The organism is Stenotrophomonas sp. YJH_SMC_79, from assembly GCF_059367995.1.
Genome location: NZ_JCAFRK010000001.1, coordinates 301,516 through 321,533, shown reverse-complemented (window position 1 = coordinate 321,533; position 20,018 = coordinate 301,516). Strand labels below are relative to the sequence as shown.

Below are 20,018 nucleotides of genomic sequence, written 5' to 3'. Positions count from 1 at the left end.
GATGAACATCCCTGTCCGTAGAACTGCAACCCTCGCCCTGTTGTTGCTGGCCGCCCTGCCCGCTTTCGCAGTCGAAGCCGCCAGCACGCAGAAGCCGATCGCGGTGCAGATGTACACCTTGCGCGATGCCGGCTCGCTCGAGCAGCAGTTGAAGATCGTCCACGACGCAGGCGTGCATGCGGTGGAAACGGTGGGCACGCAGGGCGTCAGCGCCCCCGAACTCAAGCAGCTGCTGGACCGGTATTCGATCAAGGCGATTTCTTCGCACGTGGCACTGGCCGAGCTGCGCAAGGACCTGGACGGCGTGGTGGCGTTCAACCGCTCGATCGGCAACACGACGCTGGTGGTGCCCTACCTGGACAAGAAGGATCGCCCGAGCGATGCCGCCGGCTGGACCGCCCTGGGCCAGGAACTGGGCCAGATTGCAAAGCAGGTGCGCGGCAAGGGTATGCGCCTGGCCTACCACAACCACGACTTCGAACTTGCCGATTTCAACGGAAGGACCGGCCTGGAACTGCTGTTCGCTGCTGCCGGCCCCGACCTGCAGACCGAGCTGGACCTGGCCTGGGTGGCACGCTCCGGACACGACCCGGCGGTGATGCTGGGCAAGTTCCGCGGCCGCCTGTTCGCGGTACACGCCAAGGACAATGCGCCCAAGGGCCAGGCCGAAGATGAAGGCGGATTCGCGGCGGTGGGCCAGGGCGTTCTCGACTGGAACGCGATCCTGCCTGCTGCGGCAGCCGCCGGCGTGCATTGGTACATCATCGAGCACGACCAGCCACGCGATCCGGCCAAGGTGATCCTGACCGGCGCGGACTACCTGCGTGAACACCTGACCACGAATGCGCCTGCCCATGCGCGGCGCTGACGCATCAAGGAGCCCCACATGAAAATGATACTGGCAACGGCGGTGGCCCTGGGCGGCATGAGCGTTGCGACAGCTGCCTGGTGCAAGGACGACCCGGCTGCCGGTGCAAAGCTCTACACCGCGAACTGCGTGGCCTGCCACGGCGCCGACCGCGCAGGCATGCCGGGCGCGTTCCCGGCGCTCACCGACATCGGCAAGCGCATGCCACCCGCGCAGATCAAGGAAAAGATCAGCAAGGGCGGCGGATTGATGCCGCCCTTTTCCCAGCTGTCACAGCAGGAGATCAATGACATCGCCAGCTACCTGGCGAAGTAAGCGGCCGGCGACCACGCCGGCCGCGTGCCACTACAGTTCGCGCACCCAGATGTTGCGGTAGCTGACCTTGGAGTCATGCTCCTGCAGATAGAGCGGCGCGCACGCATGGGGCGCGTACGAAGGCGCACCGATGTACTCGGTCTTGCCTGCCAGCACGGTGTCGTCCTGTACCAGCACGCCGTTATGCAACACGGTGATGCGCGCGGGCGACGTCAGGCCGCCGCCCTGCGAGAAGCGCGGGGCCTTCCAGAGGATGTCGTAGACCTGCCACTGCCCCGGTGCGCGCGAGGCGTTCACCAACGGCATCGCCTGCTTGTAGATCGAACCCGCCTGGCCATTGGCATAGGTCGGGTTGTTGTAACTGTCGAGCACCTGGAGCTCGTACAGTTCCTGCAGGAAGATGCCGCTGTTGCCCCGGTTCTGGCCGTCGAAGCCCTTGGTGTCGGTAGGCGTGCGCCACTCGACATGCAGCTGCACATCGCAGAAGCGTTGCCGCGTGCGGATGCCCTTGCTGCCCGGAACGACGGTCATGGCGCCGTCAGCAACCTTCCAGGGCACGCGCCCGCCCTGCTCCGATTCCCACGCGGAGACATCCTTGCCATCGAACAGCACGATGGCGTCGGACGGCGCCTTGCCCGCGGGCGTTGCCACGACTGCAGGCACCGGCGTCCACACCTCCGTCTTCTTCGGATCACGTGCAGCGTCGACACTGTCCTGCGCGAATGCAGATGTGGCGGCCAGCAGGCCGGCCGTGATCAACGCAGGGCGGATCATCAGGGGAGTGTCCATCAGCTGGTCCCCCACGCGGGCGTACCGGGGACATAGGCGAGGTCGCCGTCGTAGCGACCCGGCACCGCGACGTACTGCAGCACCCCTGTTGCACCGACTTTGGAAGTGAAGAAGCCGAAGATGGCCAACTGCTTGAGCATCGTGAAGTAGTGCGGCATCGCCTCGTCCTCTTCAGGCGTACCGGTCTCGGTCACATCGGCCTTGCGTGCCTTGGCCTCCGCATCCAGAGCACGCAGCAGTTCGGTACGGGCTTCCGGCGTGAGCGACACGAACCGGCCACCCGCGCGCTTGTCGATGTCGACCAGTCCGGCGCGGAACGTCGCCTGCTGCCGGGCGGTGTAGCAGTCGGTGACGAACGTCGCCATGAACGCACCGGCGCCCGCGTCCTTCGCCCCGGGCGTTCGGGTCCGCGGCAGGATGGTCTCGGCGATCTCGCCCAGCGTGCCGATTTCGGCATCGGAGAACGCGGGCATTGCCCCGGCAGCCGGCACCTTGCCATGCACCAGCGCCGGCAGCCCGACCATCGCCGCACCGGTGGCGGCCACGATCATCTTCAACAGTTCGCGACGATCCATCACAGGTTCCCCGCTTTCAGTTCGCGCACGGCGTGGTCGGCAGCGCGCGCCGTCAGCGCCATGTAGGTCAACGAGGGATTCACGCAGGCGCTGGAGGTCATGCAGGCACCGTCGGTCACATAGACGTTGGGGGCATCCCAGACCTGGTTGTGCTGGTTCAGCACCGAGCTCTTCCGATCACGTCCCATGCGCGCGGTCCCCATCTCGTGGATGCCCTTGCCCGGGGCATAGTCGTTGTCGTGCATCTTCACGTCCTTGACGCCGGCCGCCTCCAGCATCTCGGCGGCATCGGCGGCCATGTCCTTGCGCATCGCCAGTTCGTTGGCACGCATGGCAACGTCCATCGCCAGCACCGGCAGTCCCCACTTGTCCTTGCGGTCGTGGTCCAGGCGGATGGTGTTGTCGTGGTGCGGCAGCATCTCGCCGAAACCGGTCATGCCGATCCGCCAGTCACCAGGCACGGTCAGTGCCTCCTTCAGGTCGGCACCGATGTTGAGCTCGGCGATCTCGCGCGACCAGCCGGTGCGGCTGGCACCGCCCTGGTAGCCGAACCCGCGCAGATAGCCGCGCTTGTCGGCAGCGACGTTGCGGAACCGTGGAATATAGAAACCGCAGGGACGGCGGCCGAAGTAGTACTTGTCTTCGTAGCCCTCGACCCGGCCCGAGGCACCCGCACCGAAGTGGTGGTCCATCACGTTGTGCCCCAACTCGCCGGACGAAGAGCCCAGCCCCCCGTCCCAGATATCGGTGGCCGAGTTCATCAGCAGCCACGTCGAATTGAACGACGATGCGTTGAGGAAGATCACCTTTGCCGTGTACTGGTAGGTCTGGCCGGTTTCGGCGTCGATGACCTCCACGCCACGCGCACGCTTGCGATCCTTGTCGTAGAGCACTTCCTTGACGATCGAGAACGGACGCAAGGTCAGGTTGCCGGTCTTCATCGCCGCTGGCAGTGTCGCCGCCTGGGTCGAGAAGTAGGCACCGAAGGGACAGCCCAGGATGCACTTGTTGCGGTACTGGCAATTGACGCGCCCCTGCTCGGGCATCGGCTTGGTGATGTTGGCAGTGCGCGAGTGGATCATATGGCGCGTTCCGCCGAAGGCCTTCTTGATCCGCGCGGCCACATCCTTCTCGACGATGTTCAAGGGAATCGGCGGCAGGAACTCGCCGTCCGGCAGCACGTCCAGTCCCTCGCGCGTGCCGGCGATGCCGGCGAACTTTTCCACGTAGTCGTACCACGGCGCGATGTCGGCGTAGCGGATCGGCCAGTCAGCAGCGATCCCGTCCTTGAGGTTCGCCTCGAAATCCAGATCGGAGAAGCGATAACTCTGCCGCCCCCACAGCAGCGAGCGGCCGCCGACGTGGTAGCCACGGAACCAGTCGAAACGTTTGGTCTCTATGTAGGGCGAGTCCTGTTCGTTGGCCCACATCCCTTCCAGGTTCTCAGCCAGCCCGTAGTCGCGCATCAGCACCGGAAAGTCGGCCTTCATCGCCTGCGTGGGCCGGTTGCGGTGCGGGAAGTCCCACGCCTCCTTCATCGCGTTGACGTAGTCCTTGACGTGCTCGATGTTGCGGCCACGTTCCAGCATCAGGACCTTCAGGCCCTTCTCGGTCAGCTCCTTCGCCGCCCAACCGCCACTGATTCCCGAGCCAACAACAATGGCGTCGTAGTGATTATCTGCCATGGGTTTCTCACCTGGGTGGATATCGTTTCAGACGTCGCAGAGGCGGATCGCCTCGCGCAATGAGGCAACGGGGTCGGGCGCTGCAGGCGTGAACTCCTGCGCCAGATACCCCTTGAAACCGGTGTCGCGGATAGCGCGACAGATGGCCGGATAGTGGAGTTCCTGCTGGTCTCCGATCTCGTTCCGGCCAGGCACGCCTGCGGTGTGGTAATGCTTGAAGCAGGCGTGATGCTTGCCGATGGTGGCGATGATGTCGCCCTCCATGATCTGCATGTGGTAGATGTCGTAGAGCAAGCCGAAGTTGTCCGAGCCCAGCCGCTGGCACAGCTCTACGCCCCAGGCCGAGTGGTCGCACAGGTAGTCGCGATGGTCGACCCTGGAGTTGAGCAGCTCCATCACCAGCACCACGCCGCGCTTCTCGGCATGCCCGAGGATGCGCTTGAGGCCAGCCTCGGCATTGGCCATGCCGTCATGGGGGTCCATGCCGTTGCGGTTGCCGGAGAAGCAGATGAGATTTCGGTAACCGGCATCGGCGACCAGATCGATGTGCCGCGTGTAGCGCTCCACTAATTGGTCGTGGAACTCACGGCCGGCAAAGCCCTTGGTCAGGCCCAGCTCCGCGCCGTTGCACATCGAGCTGTACACGCCATTCGCCTTCAGCGTTGGCCAGTCTTCCGGGCCGACCAGGTCAATCGCGGCAAAACCGATGTCCTTCACCGTCGCGCAAAGCTGGGCGACGGACAGCTGCGGGAAGGTCCAGCGGGCGATGGAATGCTTCAGGTTGCCCTTGAGCGGCGCCGTGGCGGCGAATGCGGGCAGCGCTCCCGCGGCCGTCACAGCCCCCAGACCAATGCTGCCGGCAACCGCGATGCGCAGCGCATCGCGCCGCGTGAGCCCCCTCGAAGGAGCCGGTCTGATCGAATGGATGGACATCCACCTTCCGGCCTCCCAACCGGTATCAAACGCAACAATTCACAGCAATGCAATCGATTGCACCATAGGGGAGGAATTTGTCTGTTTGCAAGTCGCGGTGCACGAAAACTGATGCTGCGAAGCACAACGCAGATGACATCGCGCAAAAAGAAAAGCCCCGCATGAGCGGGGCTTTCTTTTCTGCTGCGAACGAGCGTTCGATCAGAACGGAATATCGTCGTCAGCGAAGTCGTCCATCGGCGGCGCCTGCTGCGGCTGCGGGCGCTGGTTGCCCCCCTGGTTGCCGTAGCCGCCACCCTGGTTGCCGCCCTGGTTGCCATAGCCACCACCCTGGCCGCCACGCTGGCCACCGCCACCGCCGCCGTACTCCTGGCGCGGAGCCTGCTGGCGCTGCGGGCGCTCGCCGCCGTAGTTGCCACCACCGCCGCCACCGCCGCCTTCACCACGGCCGCCCAGCATCTGCATTTCATCGGCGATGATATCGGTGGAGTACTTCTCCACGCCGTCCTGGCCGGTGTACTTGTCGTAGCGCAGGCTGCCCTCGACGTAGACCGAGCTGCCCTTGCGCAGGTACTCGCCGGCGATCTCACCGAGCTTGCCGAAGAACACCACGCGGTGCCATTCGGTGCGCTCCTGCTGGTTGCCATCCTTGTCCTTGCGGACGCTGGTGGTGGCCAGGCTGATGCGGGTGATCGCCATGCCGCCCTGGGTGTACTTCACGTCCGGGTCGTTGCCGAGATTGCCGACCAGGATGACTTTGTTGATGCCGCGCGCCATAGGTACCTTCGTCCGTTGTCCAGGGGCAGACCGCCAGTGATAGCACAGCCCCGGCCGGGGGTGCAGTACGCTGGGCCGCCCCTGGTGAAATTTGGGGGAATGCGAGAACGATGCATCTTAGCATTGCCGCCGCCATCCGCCCGGTCAGGAGATCCCGACAGCATCGAAGGATCAGGCTGATTTCCTTGTCCGGCAATGACTTACCTTCGCTCCGACGAACGCATGCGGGGGCATTCGCGTCTGCCCATGGCATCATGCCCGGGCACCTTCCACCTGGCCCCTGCCACCCGCACATGACCATCAAAGGCAAAGCCACCTCCCTGGACATCGCCCATCTGGCCGGGGTCTCCCAGCCGACCGTGTCGCGGGCCCTGCGTGGCAGCCCGATGGTCAACGCCGAGACCCGCGAGCGCATCCTGCGCATCGCCCGCGAGCTGAACTACAAGGTCGACAAGAACGCCTCCAGCCTGCGTCTGCGCAACGCCGGCACCCTGGCCCTGCTGTTCTTCGAGGACCCGACCAACGACGATTCGCTGATCAACCCGTTCTTCCATTCGATGCTGGGCTCGATCACCCGCGCCTGCGCCCTGCACGGGCAGGACCTGCTGGTCTCGTTCCAGCAGCTGTCCACCGACTGGCAGGCCGATTACGAGGACAGCAACAAGGCCGACGGCATCATCCTGCTCGGTTACGGCGACTACCACGAATCGCGCGACCGCCTGCAGCGGCTGGTCGAACAGGGCACGCATTTCGTGCGCTGGGGCGCCGCCCTGCCCGGCCAGCCGGGCGTGTCGATCGGCAGCGACAACTTCCAGGGCGGGCACGACATCACCACCCACCTGTTGCAGCAGGGCTGCCGCCGCATCGCCTTCCTCGGTCATGCCTCCAGCCATTACCCCGAATTCCAGGAGCGCTACCGCGGCCACGTCGCGGCCCTGCAGGACCACGGCCTGGCCGCCGAACCGGCGCTGCAGCACGATGCGATCACCACCGAGGCGTCCGGCCAGGAGGCCTGCCAGCTGCTGCTGGCGCGTGGCGAACCACTCGATGCGATCTGTGCGGCCAGCGACCTGATCGCCATCGGTGCGATCCGCGCCCTGCGCGAAGCCGGCCTGCGGGTGCCGCAGGACGTGGCGGTGACCGGTTTCGACGACATCCCGCTGGCAGCCTCTGTGTCCCCTGCGCTGACGACCGTGCAGCAGGACACCAAGCAGGCCGGGCAGCTGCTGGTGGAGCGCCTGCTGGCGCTGATCGGCCGACAGCCGGTGGACAGCCAGAGCATCCCGGTGAAGCTGGTGGTGCGGGAATCGTCGCTGCGCTGAGGCGGCAGCGTCGGCTATGCTGCACCCACCCGCCGGGCGCGCCCCGGCATCGCATGCCCCACCCGGGAGAAGGCCTTTGTCCTCCGCCAGCGTCCACTTCCCGCACCGGTAACGGCGGCGAAAGCCACGCTGCGTCACGATTGACGCCCGCGGCCCTCCTCGTGCCGGTCATGCCCGCTTCGGGCACTTCCACCTGTCGAGGTTCCCATGCTTTCACCTGTTTCCGCGCTTGATCTGCGCGCACTGTTGTCACGCCCCTGCTCCGCAGACGATGCCATCGCACCGCTGCCCGTACTGACGATGCTGGCCGACCTGGCCGAGCGCATCGAAACGCTGTTCGCGCCCGCTGCCTGGCAGGTCGTGGATGCCGGCCAGCCAGTTGGGCTGTTCTCACTGACCCGCCCGCCGGAGCAGGGCGTGCTGGATATCGGCTATGGCATCGCCCCGGCACATCAGGGGCGGGGCCTGGCGGGCCGGGCACTGGCCGAACTGGTGACCTGGGCGCGGCACGATGCGCGCGTGTGCTGTCTCACCGCTGAAACGGCTGTGCGCAATGCACGCTCGCAGGCAGTACTGCGCCGCAACGGCTTCATGGTCACCGGTCGGCGCATCGACGCCGAAGACGGCCCAGTGGTGTGCTGGCAGCTGCCGGTCAACAGCGACTGACGCAGCTGCGGGAGCGGGCGGTGGCCTCCACCGCCCCTCCCAACGCACAGCGGCAGGCGCCTCCCCCCATGACCAACGGCGGATGCGCACGGAGGCCGATGCGCGGATAACGCGCAGACACGCTCATGGAAAGGTGTACGTCACATGCTGAAGATCGATTCGCTGTCGAAGACGTACGCTAATGGCGTGCATGCCCTCAACAACGTCAGCCTGGACATCCCACGCGGCATGTTCGGCCTGCTCGGCCCGAACGGCGCCGGCAAGTCGTCGCTGATGCGCACGCTGTCCACCTTGCAGGAGGCCGACAGTGGTACGGCCACACTCACCATTCCAGGCGAGGCGCCGATCGATGTACTGCGCGACAAGGACGCGGTGCGCCGCCGGCTGGGCTACCTGCCGCAGGACTTCGGCGTCTACCCCAAGGTCAGCGCGCTGGACCTGCTGGAGCATTTCGCTGTACTCAAGGGCCTGACCCAGCGCGCCCAGCGGCGCGAAGTGGTCGATGGACTGCTGCAGCAGGTAAACCTGTGGGACGCACGCAAGCGCAAACTCGGCACGTACTCCGGCGGCATGCGCCAGCGTTTCGGCATTGCCCAGGCGCTGCTCGGCGACCCGCGTCTGGTGATCGTCGACGAACCCACCGCCGGCCTCGACCCCGAGGAACGCAACCGCTTCCTCAACCTGTTGGCGGCGATCGGCGAGAACGTGGCGGTGATCCTGTCCACCCACATCGTCGAGGACGTGACCGACCTGTGCCCGACGATGGCGATCATGAACAAGGGCCAGGTACTGCTGACCGGGCGACCGGCCGATGCCATCGACGCGTTGCAGCAGCAGGTCTGGCGCAAGCAGGTCGATCCTTCGGAACTGGCCGACCACGAGGCGCGCTACGTGGTGCTTTCCACGCGCCTGGTCGGGGGACGCCCGGTGATCCACGTGCACAGCGCCAACGACCCCGGCGATGGCTTCGCGGCCGTGGCTCCCGACCTTGAGGACGTGTATTTCCAGCGCCTGCGCCTGCAGGCCCGTGCCCGCGCGGCGGCCTGAGCGGAGCACACCATGATCCTCGACTTCTTTCGCTTCGAGCTGCGCGAGCAGCTGCGTTCCCCGCTGCTGTGGCTGCTGGCCGGGCTGTTCGCCCTGCTCGCCTTCGCTGCCGCCTCCAGCGATGCGGTGCAGATCGGTGGCGGCACCGGCAACGTGCACAGCAACGCGCCGACGGTGATCGCGCAGATGCTGGGCATCTTCACCCTGCTCGGCATGCTGGTCACCGCGCTGTTCGTCAGTAACGCGCTGTTGCGTGACTTCGAGCTCGGCACCGCCGAACTGATCTTCGCCAGCCCGGTGAAACGCCGCGATTATCTGGCCGGGCGCATCGCTGCGGCACTGGCGTCCGGGCTGCTGGTCTACGTGCTGATCGCATTCGGCCTGTGGCTGGCGCCGTTCATGCCCTGGGTCGATCCCGAACGCATGGGCCCGATCAGCTGGCAGGGCTATGCCTGGACCTTTGCGGTCATCGTCATTCCCAACCTGCTGTTCACCACCGCGCTGCTGTCGCTGCTGGCCGCGGTGACCCGCTCGATCCTGTGGGTCTACATCGGCCTGGTCGCCTACCTGGTGCTGTTCGGTGCCAGCGCGGCCCTGCTGCGCGACATCGACAACACCTGGATCGCGGTGCTGAGTGAGCCGCTCGGCATGCGTGCGCTGGGCCGCACCATCCGCTACTGGTCCACCGCCGAACGCAACAGCGGCATTCCCGCGCTGACCGGTTACCTGCTGGCCAACCGCGCCCTGTGGCTGGGCGTGGCCGCGGTGCTGTTCGCCGCCACGTTCGCGCTGTTCCGCACCGAACGCAGCGGCAGCGGCCGCCGGCGCTGGGGCCGCAGGCAGGCGCAACCGGTTGCCGATGCCAGCGTGGTCCGTCCCACCCGCGCGACGCTGCCGCGCGTGATACCGGCGTTCACATCCACCACGGCGTGGCAGCAATTCCTTCGCCAGGTGCGTTTCGACACCGGCGGCGTACTGCGCAGCGTCCCGTTCATCGTGCTGCTGGTGCTGGGCCTGGCGAACTTCCTGCCCAGCGCCCTGTTCCGGCAGACGCTGTACGGCACCTCGATCTGGCCGGTCACCTCGCAGATGATCATGGGCCTGCAGGGGGCTTTCAGCTGGCTGCTGATCATCATCGTGCTGTTCTTCGCCGGCGAGCTGGTCTGGAAGGAGCGCGGCGCGCGCATCAATGAAGTGACCGACGCCATGCCGGTGCCGAACTGGGTGCCGCTGCTGGCCAAGTTCACCGCACTGGTGGCGGTGATCGCCTGTTTCCAGGCTGCCGGCGCGCTGGCTGCGATGAGCGTGCAGCTGGCCAAGGGCTACACGCACCTGGAGCCGCTGCTGTACCTGCGCAGTCTGGCGCTGGATTCGGTGGTGTACGTGCTGATGGGCGGCATGGCGCTGGTGCTGCAGGTGCTGACCAACAACAAGTTCGTCGGCTACGCGCTGCTGATCGTGGTGATGATCTGCCAAGGCGTGCTGGGCATGCTCGACTACACGCAGAACATCTACAACTTCGGCAGCTGGCCGATCGCCCCCTATTCGGACATGAACGGCTACGGCCACTTCCTCACCGGACAGCTGGCGTTCCAGGGCTATTGGGCGTTGTTCCTGCTCGCGTTGATGTGCGTGGCCTCCGCCTTCTGGGTGCGCGGTGTCAGCCAGGGGCTGCGCCAGCGCCTGGCCCTGGCCGGCCACCGCCTGCGTGGGCCGACCGGTGCCTTTGCGGCGTTGGCCGCAGTGGCGTTCGTCGCCGTGGGTGGCTGGCTGTACTGGAGCACCAACATCCGCAACGAGTTCATCTCGCCCGACCAGCAACTGGACCTGCAGGCCCGCTACGAGCGCGAGCTGTCGAAGTACCGCAACCTGCCGCAACCACGCATCGTCGCCGTGGACAACCGCGTGGACCTGTTCCCGGAATCGCAGTCGATGGTGATCGATGCGAACTGGACGATCCGCAACCTGCACGCGCAGCCCATCCAGGAACTGCATGTCTCGATGGGTGACGACAAGCAGCTGCTGGCGACCGATCTTGGCGGGCAGAAGCTGACCTTCCACGACAAGGATCTCGGCTACCGCATCTACCGGCTGGACACGCCACTGCAACCGGGCGAAAGCCGCAGCGTCCATTTCCGGGTGGCGCAGAAGCCCAATGGCATCACCGCCGGCCAGGCGCCGAGCAACCTCGTCGACAACGGCACCTTCTTCAACAGCCGTGTCCTGCCGTCGTTCGGCTACAACGAAGGCGCCGAGATCAGCGACCGCAACGAGCGGCGCAAGCGCGACCTGGGTGAGCCGCGGCGCATGCCCAAGCTGGAAGATGAAGCAGCACGCGCCAACACCTACATCTCCAACGATGCCGACTGGCTCGATTTCCGCACCACGGTGTGCACAGCACCGGACCAGGTCGCGCTGGCCCCGGGCTACCTGCAGAACGAGACCACGGTCAATGGCCGGCGCTGTTTCAGCTATGCCATGGATCGCCCGATGCTGAACTTCTACGCCTACCTGTCGGCGCGCTGGGACGTGCGCAAGGGCAGGTACAAGGACATTCCGATCGAGGTCTACTTCGACCCGGCGCACGGCTACAACGTGGACCGGATGATCGAGGCAGTGCAGAAGTCGCTGGCCTACTACGAAGCCAACTTCACCCCGTACCAGCACCGTCAGGTACGCATCATCGAGTTCCCAGGCTATGCGCGCTTCGCGCAGTCGTTCGCCAACACCATCCCCTACTCCGAGGCCATCGGCTTCATCGCTGACCTGCGTGACCCGGACAAGGTGGACTACGTGTTCTACGTGACCGCGCACGAAATCGCGCACCAGTGGTGGGCGCACCAGGTGATCGGTGCCAACGTGCAGGGCGCCACGGTGCTGTCCGAATCGCTGTCGCAGTACTCGGCGCTGATGGTGATGGAGCAGGAGTACGGCCGCCAGCACATGCGTCAGTTCCTCAAGCGCGAACTGGACGGCTACCTGTCCGGCCGCGGCGGCGAGGCCATCGAGGAACAGCCGCTGGAGCGCGTGGAGAACCAGCAGTACATCCACTACCAGAAGGGTTCGCTGGTGTTCTACCGGCTGCGCGAGGAGATCGGCGAGCAGGCGCTTAACCGGGCATTGAAGCGCTTCCTGCAGGACAAGGGATACCAGCAACCGCCCTACACCACCTCACGCGAGCTGCTGGACTACATCAGGGCCGAGACCCCGGCCGACCGCCAGCAGCTGGTCACCGACCTGTTCGAGAAGATCAGCTTCTACGACAACCGCGTGATGGCCGCCAGCGCCCGCAAGCGCGATGACGGCCGCTACGACGTGACCTTGGACCTGCACGCCGCCAAGCAGTACGCCGACGGCAAGGGCAAGGAGAGCGACGGAAAGATGGATGACTGGGTCGAGGTCGGCGTGTTCGCCAATGGTCCGTCGGGCAAGGAGCGCGACCAGAAGGTGCTGTACCTGCAGCGCCACCACATCACCAGCACCGATCCGAAGATCACGGTGACGGTGGACGAAAAGCCGGACGAAGCAGGCTTCGACCCGTACAACAAGCTGATCGACCGGGTGAGCGATGACAACCGGCGCAAGGTGACGATGTGAGGTATGCGGTGGTGCCAGTCAAATGGCTGGCACCACTACTGCAGACAGAAACGACATGCCACGCCCAATTGCGTCATTTAGAGACCTGATTGGCCAGAGATGCGGGTGGCACCGCCAAGATCCACTTGAAGGCAAGCGATACTCTCCGTAAACCTTCGAGAAGCCGCGATGACATCCAGCCATATCTACTTCGACGCACGCGGAATTTCCGCATCACTGAACTGGGCAGCCGAGGTATTGGCCGACTGTGGTCTTGAGCTCGAATTGGAGCTGGGTGAGAACAGCGTTCTCATTACGGGCGATGAAGACGTTAGTCTGGGACTTTCTCTCAACGACGCGCCCCATGTCCTCCAGGAAGCCATCGAGCTGGCGCATGGCACCGAACACGTACATGCCATGAGCCAGTGCATGGCCAGATTCGAGATCTCAATCACCGACCTGGAGGCGGCGCTGGATGAGATGAACACGCTGATCGAGGTCCAGCAGACATTGCTCACCGCCGTGGACGGTGTCCTGTGGAACGAGTGGAACGAAGTACTCAGCCGGTGATTTCCGGCTGAGGCCTGGCCTTCGGCCCCAGCAACGCCAGCAGCACGAAGACCACGATCGAGGCGACGGTGCCGAGCGCCGCCGGCAACCCGAATGCCCACGCTGAACGGCCCTGCTGGCGCGCCCACTGGGCCAGATGCCAGGCCGCGCCCAGGTTGATCAGCCAGGCAATGACGAACACCGGCCACAGCACCATGCCCACCGCGCGCAGCAGGGGCATGGACACTAGCGCGGCAACGATCGCCGCGATCAGGAAGATCAGGGCGGAGCGGGAATGGCGCGATGTGGATGCGTTCATGCGGCCAACCTGCGCACCATCACCAGCACGCGATAGCTTCGGTTGTCGGCTTCCTGCAGCGGCTTCCAGCCCAGCCGCGCGTACAGGCCTCCATCCAACGCTTCGGTCTGCAGGTACAGGTCGGAAACCCCCATCCTCACCGCCTGCGCCGCTGCCTGCCCGACCAGCGCGCCAGCCAGCCCACGCCCGCGATGGCTGTCGGCCACGAACACGCTGCCCAGCCAATGTTCGTACTGTGGGAACGCCTGCATTTCCCGGCGCTTGAGCTGGACTGCGCCAACCACCTGACCGTCATCGAATGCGGCGATCAGGTGCGGGAAGCCTTCGGCATCCTGCGGCGGATTGAGCCGCTGCAGTTCCTGTTCCAGTGTCAGGCCGGCGTCCTGGCCCCATTCCGCGTGGTACCACTGGGCCAATTGCTGCCGCTCCGGTGCGTCGCTGGGTAGTACCCTGAATTCCATAGCCAAGCCTCGATCCCGACGTCATCCAAGGGGATCACGTACGAAGCCCGAAGGGAAGCCTTCTGTAGCGTCGAGCCGTGCTCGACTGATCCGGCATTGCGCGAAAGGCAGCCGAGCATAGGCTCGGCTCTACATGACAATCAGCCCTGCGCGAAGTCCTTCAGGATCTCGCCCACGCCGCTCGGCGAGATCTCAAAGCCCAGCGAAGTACCCGGGTTGATCACCACGCCGTAGCCACCCGGCACGCGGCGCAGCACGTCCAGCATCAACCAGCGGATCTGGTGTTCGGCCTGCTGGCTGTAGATGCCCACCCGCGACGGATCGGTGAACACCGCCACATGCAGGGTGCCCTGCTTGTCGAACAGCAGCGGGTCGAAGCCGCTGCCGTCGGGGGTGACCAGGCTGCCGGTCAGCAGCACCACCTCAGAGGCAACGAAGGCCTCCATGAAGGCGCGGATCGGCACTGCTCCATCCATGGCGGCCTTGAGCAGGGTTTCGATCGGGGTCTGCGGGGCAAGGTCGGTCATGGCGGCTGCGACAGGGAGGTAGGGGGGACCTATTGTAGAGCCGAGCCCACGCTCGGCTGCCGCCATCTACGCTCCGTCGAAGCGCAGCCGAGCGTGGGCTCGGCTCTACAACCGCCCGGCCCGGGCCTCTCAGCGCTTCAGACGCTGGTCCCGCGCCTGCTGGTCGGCCATGGCCTTGTCCAGTTCGGCCTGCAGCGCCGGCTGCTGCACCGCCGCGTCCAGCACATAGACCTTCACCCCATGCGCCGGCACGTCAGCCTTCAGCTGGCGCTTGACCTTCACCGTGCCGCCGCCCAGCACGTCACGCCAGGTGCCGGCCTGCAGGTAGCGGTCTACCTGGAAGGTACGGGCGGCATCGCCCTTGTTCAGCAGCACCAGCGCGGTCTGCGCCACCTCGCCATGCTGCAGCACGCGGAAGAACACCGCCTCATCGCCCTGCAGGCGCTCATTCACCTGCAGGCCGCGCTGCAGCGCCGGGGTGGCTTCGCGCAGCCTGGCGATACGCTGCAGCGGCGCGAAGATCGGGCTCTGCGGTGCCGCATCCACACGCGGCTGGCCGAAGTACGCACGGTTGCCGGCATGCTCGGCACGGCCACGCATGAAACCGGTCTCCGAGCCGTAATAGACCACCGGAATGCCGCGCGCGGTGAACAGCCAGTTGTGCGCATCGATGAAGCCGTTGTCGCTGGCCTGCAGGCGCGGCATGTCGTGGTTGTCGTAGAAGCTCATCAGCTCATACGGGTTGGCGTACGGCCCCCCGCTCAGGTGCAGCGGCTCGGCCAGGGTCTCGAAGCCCTTGCCGGCGGTGCCGAAGGTCTGCTCCAGTGCGCCGCGCAGCGGGAAGTCGAGCACACTGACATTGGCGTTGGCCGGCCAGGTGTGCTCGGCAATGGTCGCCGCGTTGTAGTCGAAAGCTTCGCCAAACATGAACATGCCCGGGTGCTCGGCGCGGATGCGCTTGACGAAGGCATGCCACCACGGATGCGGCAGCCAGCCGATGGTGTCGATGCGCAGCGCATCCACGCCCTGCGCGGTCCATTGCAGGTAGGCACCGACCAGGTAGTCCATCACCGCCGGATTGTCCTGATTGAAGTCGGACAGCTCAGCCAGGTTGCCATCGAAGATCGAGCCATCCTTGCTGTCGACCGGACCGATGTTGTTGTAGAACGCGTGCAGCGGGTTGTGCTTCGGATCCAGTTTCTGCGGCGGCAGGTTCTGGTGGTCGGCGATCAGCTTTCCGTCCTTGTCGAAGATCTGCCCGAACTGCGGCTGCCGTGTCGGCATGGTCCAGGCCGGCGAACCGTGGTTGCCGACGATGTCCAGCACCACCTTCAAGCCAGCACCGTGCAGGCCCTTGGTCAGCCCGGCGAAGTCCAGGTCCTTGCTGGGCAGGTGTTCATCGAGTTTGTAGAAGTTGATGCCCCAGTACCCGTGGTAGCCGGTCTTGCCACGGTCGGTCAGCGTGCTGGTGCAGCTGATCGGCTTGCTGCCGGTGAAGGCTTCATCCGGGTTGTCGACGATGGGGGTGATCCACACGGCACCGAACCCCAGGTTGCGGATGTACTGCGCATTGTCGAGCACGCCACGGAAGTCACCGCCGAGGTACCCGATGTTGCCGTCCACCTTGTCCGGGCATGGCACCGGAATATCGAAGGTGCGGTGCGCGCCCCCCTGGTCACGATGGTCGTTGGACGGATCACCATTGACGAAGCGGTCGGTGACCACGAAGTACACCGCATCACTGGCGAACGGCTCGGTGGTGCCGACGTAGTCCGGGCGCGGCGCGGCCGCGGCCTGGCCGGCGAACAGGGCAAGGGAAACAGCAACAGCCAACGCAGCACGCATCACACCACCTCCGGTCGGGACGGAACCCGCAGCACGCACAGGCCGGCAATGAACAGGCTGCAGCCGCCCAGTACCAGCACATGCATCGGCTGACCGCCCAGCCAGGCGCGCAGGGCAAAGCCGAGCGCACTGGCCGCGACCAGCTGCGGGATCACGATGAAGAAATTGAAGATGCCCATGTACACGCCCATCTTCGACGCCGGCACGCTGTCGGACAGCAGTGCATACGGCAGCGACAGGATCGAGGCCCAGGCAAAGCCCACACCCACCATCGACAGCAGCAGCCAGTGCGGGTCGCGGATGAACATCAGCGAGACCAGGCCGGCGCCGCCCAGCCACAGGTTGACCAGATGGCTCCAGCGCAGGCCGATCGCACGCACCATCGGCGGAATCAGCACCGCCGCCAGCGCAGCGAAGCCGTTGTAGGCGCCAAACAGCACGCCCACCCAGTTGGCACCTTCGTTGTAGGCGGCCGACTGTGGATCGGTCGAACCGAAGTGGGTACCGGCCACCGCAGCGGTGGTGTAGATCCACATGGCGAACAGCGCGAACCACGAGAAGAACTGCACCCACGCCAGGCGGCGCATGGTGACCGGCATCGCGCGCAGGTCGCCGACGATGGCGGCCAGCATATGGGTGGCAGGCAGTGCGCGGGCCACGGCCAGCAGCAGGCCGTAGCCCGCACACAGCCCCGCCAGCACGTACAGCATCCTGTCACCCTGGCGCCAGGCGATCAGCAGGGCCAGCAGCACACCCAATCCCAGCCACAACGCCACCTGCGTCCACGGTGCCGGTCCGCTGATCACGCGCGCGGCATGGTGCGCCGGTGGCTCGGCATCGTCGAATGCGGCCAGCTGCGCCGGCGAGTACTCGCGGGTGCTCACCACCGTCCAGGTGATCGCTGCCAGCAGCACCACCGCGCCGAAGTAGAACGCGTAGCGCACGGTGTCCGGCACTTCACCGGCGGCGGCCGTATTGGCCACGCCGAAGTGGGCGAGGATGAACGGCAGGAAGCTGGCGACGATCGCGCCCACGCCGATGAAGAAGCTCTGCATCGCATAGCCGGTGGGTCGCTGGCGTGGCGCCAGCTGGTCACCGACGAAGGCACGGAACGGTTCCATCGATACGTTGATTGAAGCGTCCAGCACCCACAGCGTGCCGGCGGCGATCCACAGCGTCGGCGAGTTCGGCATCACCAGCAGCGCCAGCGTGGTCAGCACGGCACCGATCATGAAGAACGGACGGCGGCGGCCCCAGCGCGTCCAGGTGCGGTCGGACAGGTAGCCGATCACCGGCTGCACCAGCAGGCCGGTGAGCGGTGCGGCGATCCACAGCCCTGGCACCGCATCAATGTCCGCGCCCAGCGTCTCGAAGATGCGGCTGGCATTGGCGTTCTGCAGCGCGAAACCGAACTGGATGCCAAGGAAGCCGAAACACATGTTCCAGATCTGCCAGAACGACAGCTGCGGTTTGGCGGGACGATTCATCGTGCGCCCTCTTCCATCGCCACCGGTGCCACCTTCAGCGCCTGCACCTGCGCCTGGTTGAGCACGCCCTCACGGCCGCCCTTGCCACCGGTGTAGTGCGCGAAGTGTTCAAGCGCGCTCATGTTGAAGCCCTCTTCAAGCGTGACCGTACAGCGGCCCTTGGGCACCGCGAACGTTGCGGAGGTCGATTCCTGCAAGCCCACGCTGTGCGGCAAGGCAACCGTGTGCCGTTGCAGCGGCTGGCCGGGACACTGCAGCGCCAGCTGCTTCACCGCAGCGGTGACGCCGGTGTTGATCGGGCCGTTCGGGTTGGCGTACTGCAACCGCAGCCTTACGTGTCCGGCGTTGGCCGAGGTGAACTGCCAGTGCTGCTCCCCCTTCAGCAGCTGCTCCGGTCCGACACAGACCGTCGGACTGTGCAGTGATTCCAGCATGCCTTGGCGATGGGTCAGGCTGAGGCAGTGCTGCAGGCCATCGTCGCTGATGTGCGCCACGCCGTTGCTGGCGGTGACCGTCTTGCCGTCCTGCCACAGCACGTGATGCGCGGCGACCTGGACGTCCCAGCCCGCGCCCTTGCGCAGGGGCTGCGGCGCCACCGGCGTGGCCGGCGCACGCGCGTTGGCATCCGCCGTCGTGGCGGTGAAACCAGTTGCTGCCGGTGCAGCGACCAGCTGCACCGTGGTGGTCGTGCCGCGCGTGGTGGTCCTGCCGGCCAGCAGCAGGCCGTCGCCCACGTTCTGCGGGCGCTCCAGCACGTAGCGCTTGCCAGCGACTTCCAGGCTGATGCTGCGCTGCGTGCCGAACAGCTCCGGCACCAGCACCGCCGGCAGCTTGGGCTGCACGCGGCCATCGTCCTGCACGCCGAACACGCCTTCGACCACCATCGACAGATAGCCGGCCACCGACCACAGCTGGCGTTCGGAATTGACCACTGGGCCGCTCAGCGCGCCTTCCTCGACATGCACGGCCTGGCTGACCAGCTCGTAGTTCTCCATGTTGGAGCCGGCCAGCGCGGCACCCTGCATCAGCGAGCGGATCTCGGCCGCGATGCGCGGCGCATCATCCAGCTGCCGCGCTGCACGCAGCGAGTAGGCGCTGACGAACGGCCAGATCGCGCGGTTGTGGTAGATCGGCTGCTGCGCTTCCTGCGGCCAGACCACCGGGCTGCCAGCCGGCCCCATCGGGTACGCCGCCAGCGCTCGGCGCGCACGCTCGGGCGGCAGCACGTCGGCCAGGATTCCCAACGACAGGCCCAGCAGATCGACCTTGGCGTACGGTACCGGGTGTGCGGCTTCGCCGATGTAGCTCATGTACTGGCCGATATCCCCGCGCCAGAAGCGCGCATCGATCTGCTGCGCCAACGCATCGGCCCACGCCTTGTACTCGGCCGCGCGGGCGTCGCCGTGCTGGCCGGCCAGGCGTTCGGCCAGGCGCAATGCCTGGTAGTGCAGCACGTTGGTGGACAATGCGTAGGAATCACCAATGAAGCGCACATCCTCGCGGGTCCAGTCAGGATAGGTCTGCTCGCGCCAGTCCAGGAACGAGGTTTCCCCCCGGTACAGGCCCATCTGCGTGTCGAACACCATCGCGCGGTCCTGCGCCAGCGTGCCCTGCAGCGCCTGCCAGACCTGATCGGCAAACGCCGGATCATCCAGCAGCTGGCGTGCAGCGAGGAACCACACCACGCGGTCGCTGCTGATCGGCCAGCTGCCGCCGGAACCGGTGTCCTGCGCCACGAACAGGCCGGGCGTTTGGCCATCGCGCGCCGCCGACAGCTTGAACTGCAGCGACTGCCGGGTGCGCTCCGGGTCCAGCCGCGCCAGCGCCAGATCGGCGGCGAAGCTGACATCGCGGGTCCACACATAGGGCCAGCGCGCGCCTGTCTGGAAGCACTCGCATGGCACCGGCCGGCCTTCGTCGAACGCAGGATCGCGGATCGCATCCACGCGATCCTGGTCCATCTCCTGCTGGGCCAGCGCGAACAACGCGTCGAACATCACGCTACCTGTCTGGCTGCGCATCGGCATGGGCGCGATGCGCACCTCACCCTTCGGCGCATGCAGCAGGTAGCTGCCGTTGGCAGCGGCTTCGGCACGCGCATGGCGGCCGTCGAATTGCAGGTCGGCCGCCTGCGCGGTCGATCCCAGCGCTGCCCCCAGGGCAGCGGTCAGGCAAATGATCTTCAGCATCGAAGCGGCGGACCGGCTTGCGCCCGTCGGCCTCCCTCCCTCTCTGCACGCGTTGTAGGTCCGCACCGCCGTTGCCGGCGGGCGGGCG

The 20,018-nt window shown here is 66.0% G+C and carries 18 protein-coding genes; 7 read left to right on the top strand and 11 right to left on the bottom strand.

The window, feature by feature from the left end:
- The first annotated feature begins 1 nt into the window (after position 1).
- Both AC5P57_RS01615 and AC5P57_RS01610 read left to right on the top strand, forming a co-directional pair.
- A complete protein-coding gene (locus tag AC5P57_RS01615; RefSeq protein WP_262236103.1) occupies positions 2-868 on the top strand; it encodes a sugar phosphate isomerase/epimerase family protein in 867 nt (288 codons plus the stop codon).
- A gap of 18 nt (positions 869-886) precedes the next feature.
- Positions 887-1,183, top strand: a complete 297-nt coding sequence (locus AC5P57_RS01610; RefSeq protein WP_099553039.1) for a c-type cytochrome — start codon at positions 887-889, stop codon at positions 1,181-1,183.
- Between the two features lie 30 nt (positions 1,184-1,213).
- Here AC5P57_RS01610 and AC5P57_RS01605 read toward each other — a convergent pair whose 3' ends face one another.
- From AC5P57_RS01605 to AC5P57_RS01585, 5 genes are all read right to left on the bottom strand, one after another.
- Positions 1,214-1,972, bottom strand: coding sequence for a 3-keto-disaccharide hydrolase (locus AC5P57_RS01605; RefSeq protein WP_262236102.1), 759 nt, complete (start codon positions 1,970-1,972; stop codon positions 1,214-1,216).
- Entirely contained in the window at positions 1,972-2,547 is a 576-nt protein-coding gene (locus AC5P57_RS01600; RefSeq protein ID WP_262236101.1) for a gluconate 2-dehydrogenase subunit 3 family protein, read from the bottom strand. The genes AC5P57_RS01605 and AC5P57_RS01600 overlap by 1 nt, the downstream gene beginning before the upstream one ends.
- On the bottom strand, positions 2,547-4,232 hold the full coding sequence (locus AC5P57_RS01595; protein WP_262236099.1) for a GMC oxidoreductase: 1,686 nt from the start codon (positions 4,230-4,232) through the stop codon (positions 2,547-2,549). Before AC5P57_RS01595 ends, AC5P57_RS01600 begins: the two co-directional genes overlap by 1 nt.
- Before the next feature lie 27 nt (positions 4,233-4,259).
- Positions 4,260-5,165, bottom strand: coding sequence for a hydroxypyruvate isomerase family protein (locus AC5P57_RS01590; protein WP_495219419.1), 906 nt, complete (start codon positions 5,163-5,165; stop codon positions 4,260-4,262).
- A 201-nt stretch (positions 5,166-5,366) separates the two neighbouring features.
- Positions 5,367-5,942, bottom strand: coding sequence for a single-stranded DNA-binding protein (locus AC5P57_RS01585; protein WP_164221472.1), 576 nt, complete (start codon positions 5,940-5,942; stop codon positions 5,367-5,369).
- Between the two features lie 293 nt (positions 5,943-6,235).
- On the opposite strand from AC5P57_RS01585, the gene AC5P57_RS01580 reads away from it, so the two are divergent.
- The 5 genes from AC5P57_RS01580 to AC5P57_RS01560 all read left to right on the top strand — a co-directional run bounded on the left by AC5P57_RS01580 (position 6,236) and on the right by AC5P57_RS01560 (position 13,123).
- Complete coding sequence (locus AC5P57_RS01580) at positions 6,236-7,264, top strand: LacI family DNA-binding transcriptional regulator (protein ID WP_099553044.1); 1,029 nt, start codon at positions 6,236-6,238, stop codon at positions 7,262-7,264.
- A 207-nt stretch (positions 7,265-7,471) separates the two neighbouring features.
- Positions 7,472-7,930, top strand: a complete 459-nt coding sequence (locus AC5P57_RS01575; RefSeq protein WP_099553045.1) for a GNAT family N-acetyltransferase — start codon at positions 7,472-7,474, stop codon at positions 7,928-7,930.
- A gap of 144 nt (positions 7,931-8,074) precedes the next feature.
- A complete protein-coding gene (locus AC5P57_RS01570) occupies positions 8,075-8,977 on the top strand; it encodes an ABC transporter ATP-binding protein (protein WP_262236098.1) in 903 nt (300 codons plus the stop codon).
- Positions 8,978-8,989: 12 nt separating this feature from the next.
- Positions 8,990-12,574 (top strand): M1 family aminopeptidase, encoded by a 3,585-nt coding sequence (locus tag AC5P57_RS01565; RefSeq protein ID WP_262236097.1) that lies wholly within the window; start codon positions 8,990-8,992, stop codon positions 12,572-12,574.
- 168 nt (positions 12,575-12,742) lie between these two features.
- Positions 12,743-13,123, top strand: coding sequence for a hypothetical protein (locus AC5P57_RS01560; protein WP_262236096.1), 381 nt, complete (start codon positions 12,743-12,745; stop codon positions 13,121-13,123).
- On the opposite strand, the gene AC5P57_RS01555 is transcribed toward AC5P57_RS01560, so the two are convergent.
- From AC5P57_RS01555 to AC5P57_RS01530, 6 genes are all read right to left on the bottom strand, one after another.
- Positions 13,113-13,421 (bottom strand): hypothetical protein, encoded by a 309-nt coding sequence (locus AC5P57_RS01555; protein ID WP_126928492.1) that lies wholly within the window; start codon positions 13,419-13,421, stop codon positions 13,113-13,115. The two genes, AC5P57_RS01560 and AC5P57_RS01555, sit on opposite strands and share 11 nt — an antisense overlap.
- Positions 13,418-13,882: a GNAT family N-acetyltransferase gene (locus AC5P57_RS01550; protein WP_262236095.1), complete on the bottom strand. Its 465-nt coding sequence runs from the start codon at positions 13,880-13,882 to the stop codon at positions 13,418-13,420. Before AC5P57_RS01550 ends, AC5P57_RS01555 begins: the two co-directional genes overlap by 4 nt.
- Before the next feature lie 140 nt (positions 13,883-14,022).
- The gene (locus tag AC5P57_RS01545) at positions 14,023-14,409 is read right to left on the bottom strand and encodes an SseB family protein (protein WP_049462191.1); all 387 of its coding nucleotides are present in this window, start codon (positions 14,407-14,409) and stop codon (positions 14,023-14,025) included.
- 129 nt (positions 14,410-14,538) lie between these two features.
- Positions 14,539-16,254: an alpha-amylase family glycosyl hydrolase gene (locus AC5P57_RS01540; RefSeq protein ID WP_262236093.1), complete on the bottom strand. Its 1,716-nt coding sequence runs from the start codon at positions 16,252-16,254 to the stop codon at positions 14,539-14,541.
- A complete protein-coding gene (locus AC5P57_RS01535) occupies positions 16,254-17,741 on the bottom strand; it encodes an MFS transporter (protein ID WP_099553053.1) in 1,488 nt (495 codons plus the stop codon). The genes AC5P57_RS01540 and AC5P57_RS01535 overlap by 1 nt, the downstream gene beginning before the upstream one ends.
- Positions 17,738-19,930, bottom strand: a complete 2,193-nt coding sequence (locus AC5P57_RS01530) for a glucosidase family protein (RefSeq protein ID WP_262236092.1) — start codon at positions 19,928-19,930, stop codon at positions 17,738-17,740. The genes AC5P57_RS01535 and AC5P57_RS01530 overlap by 4 nt, the downstream gene beginning before the upstream one ends.
- Positions 19,931-20,018: the final 88 nt, after the last annotated feature.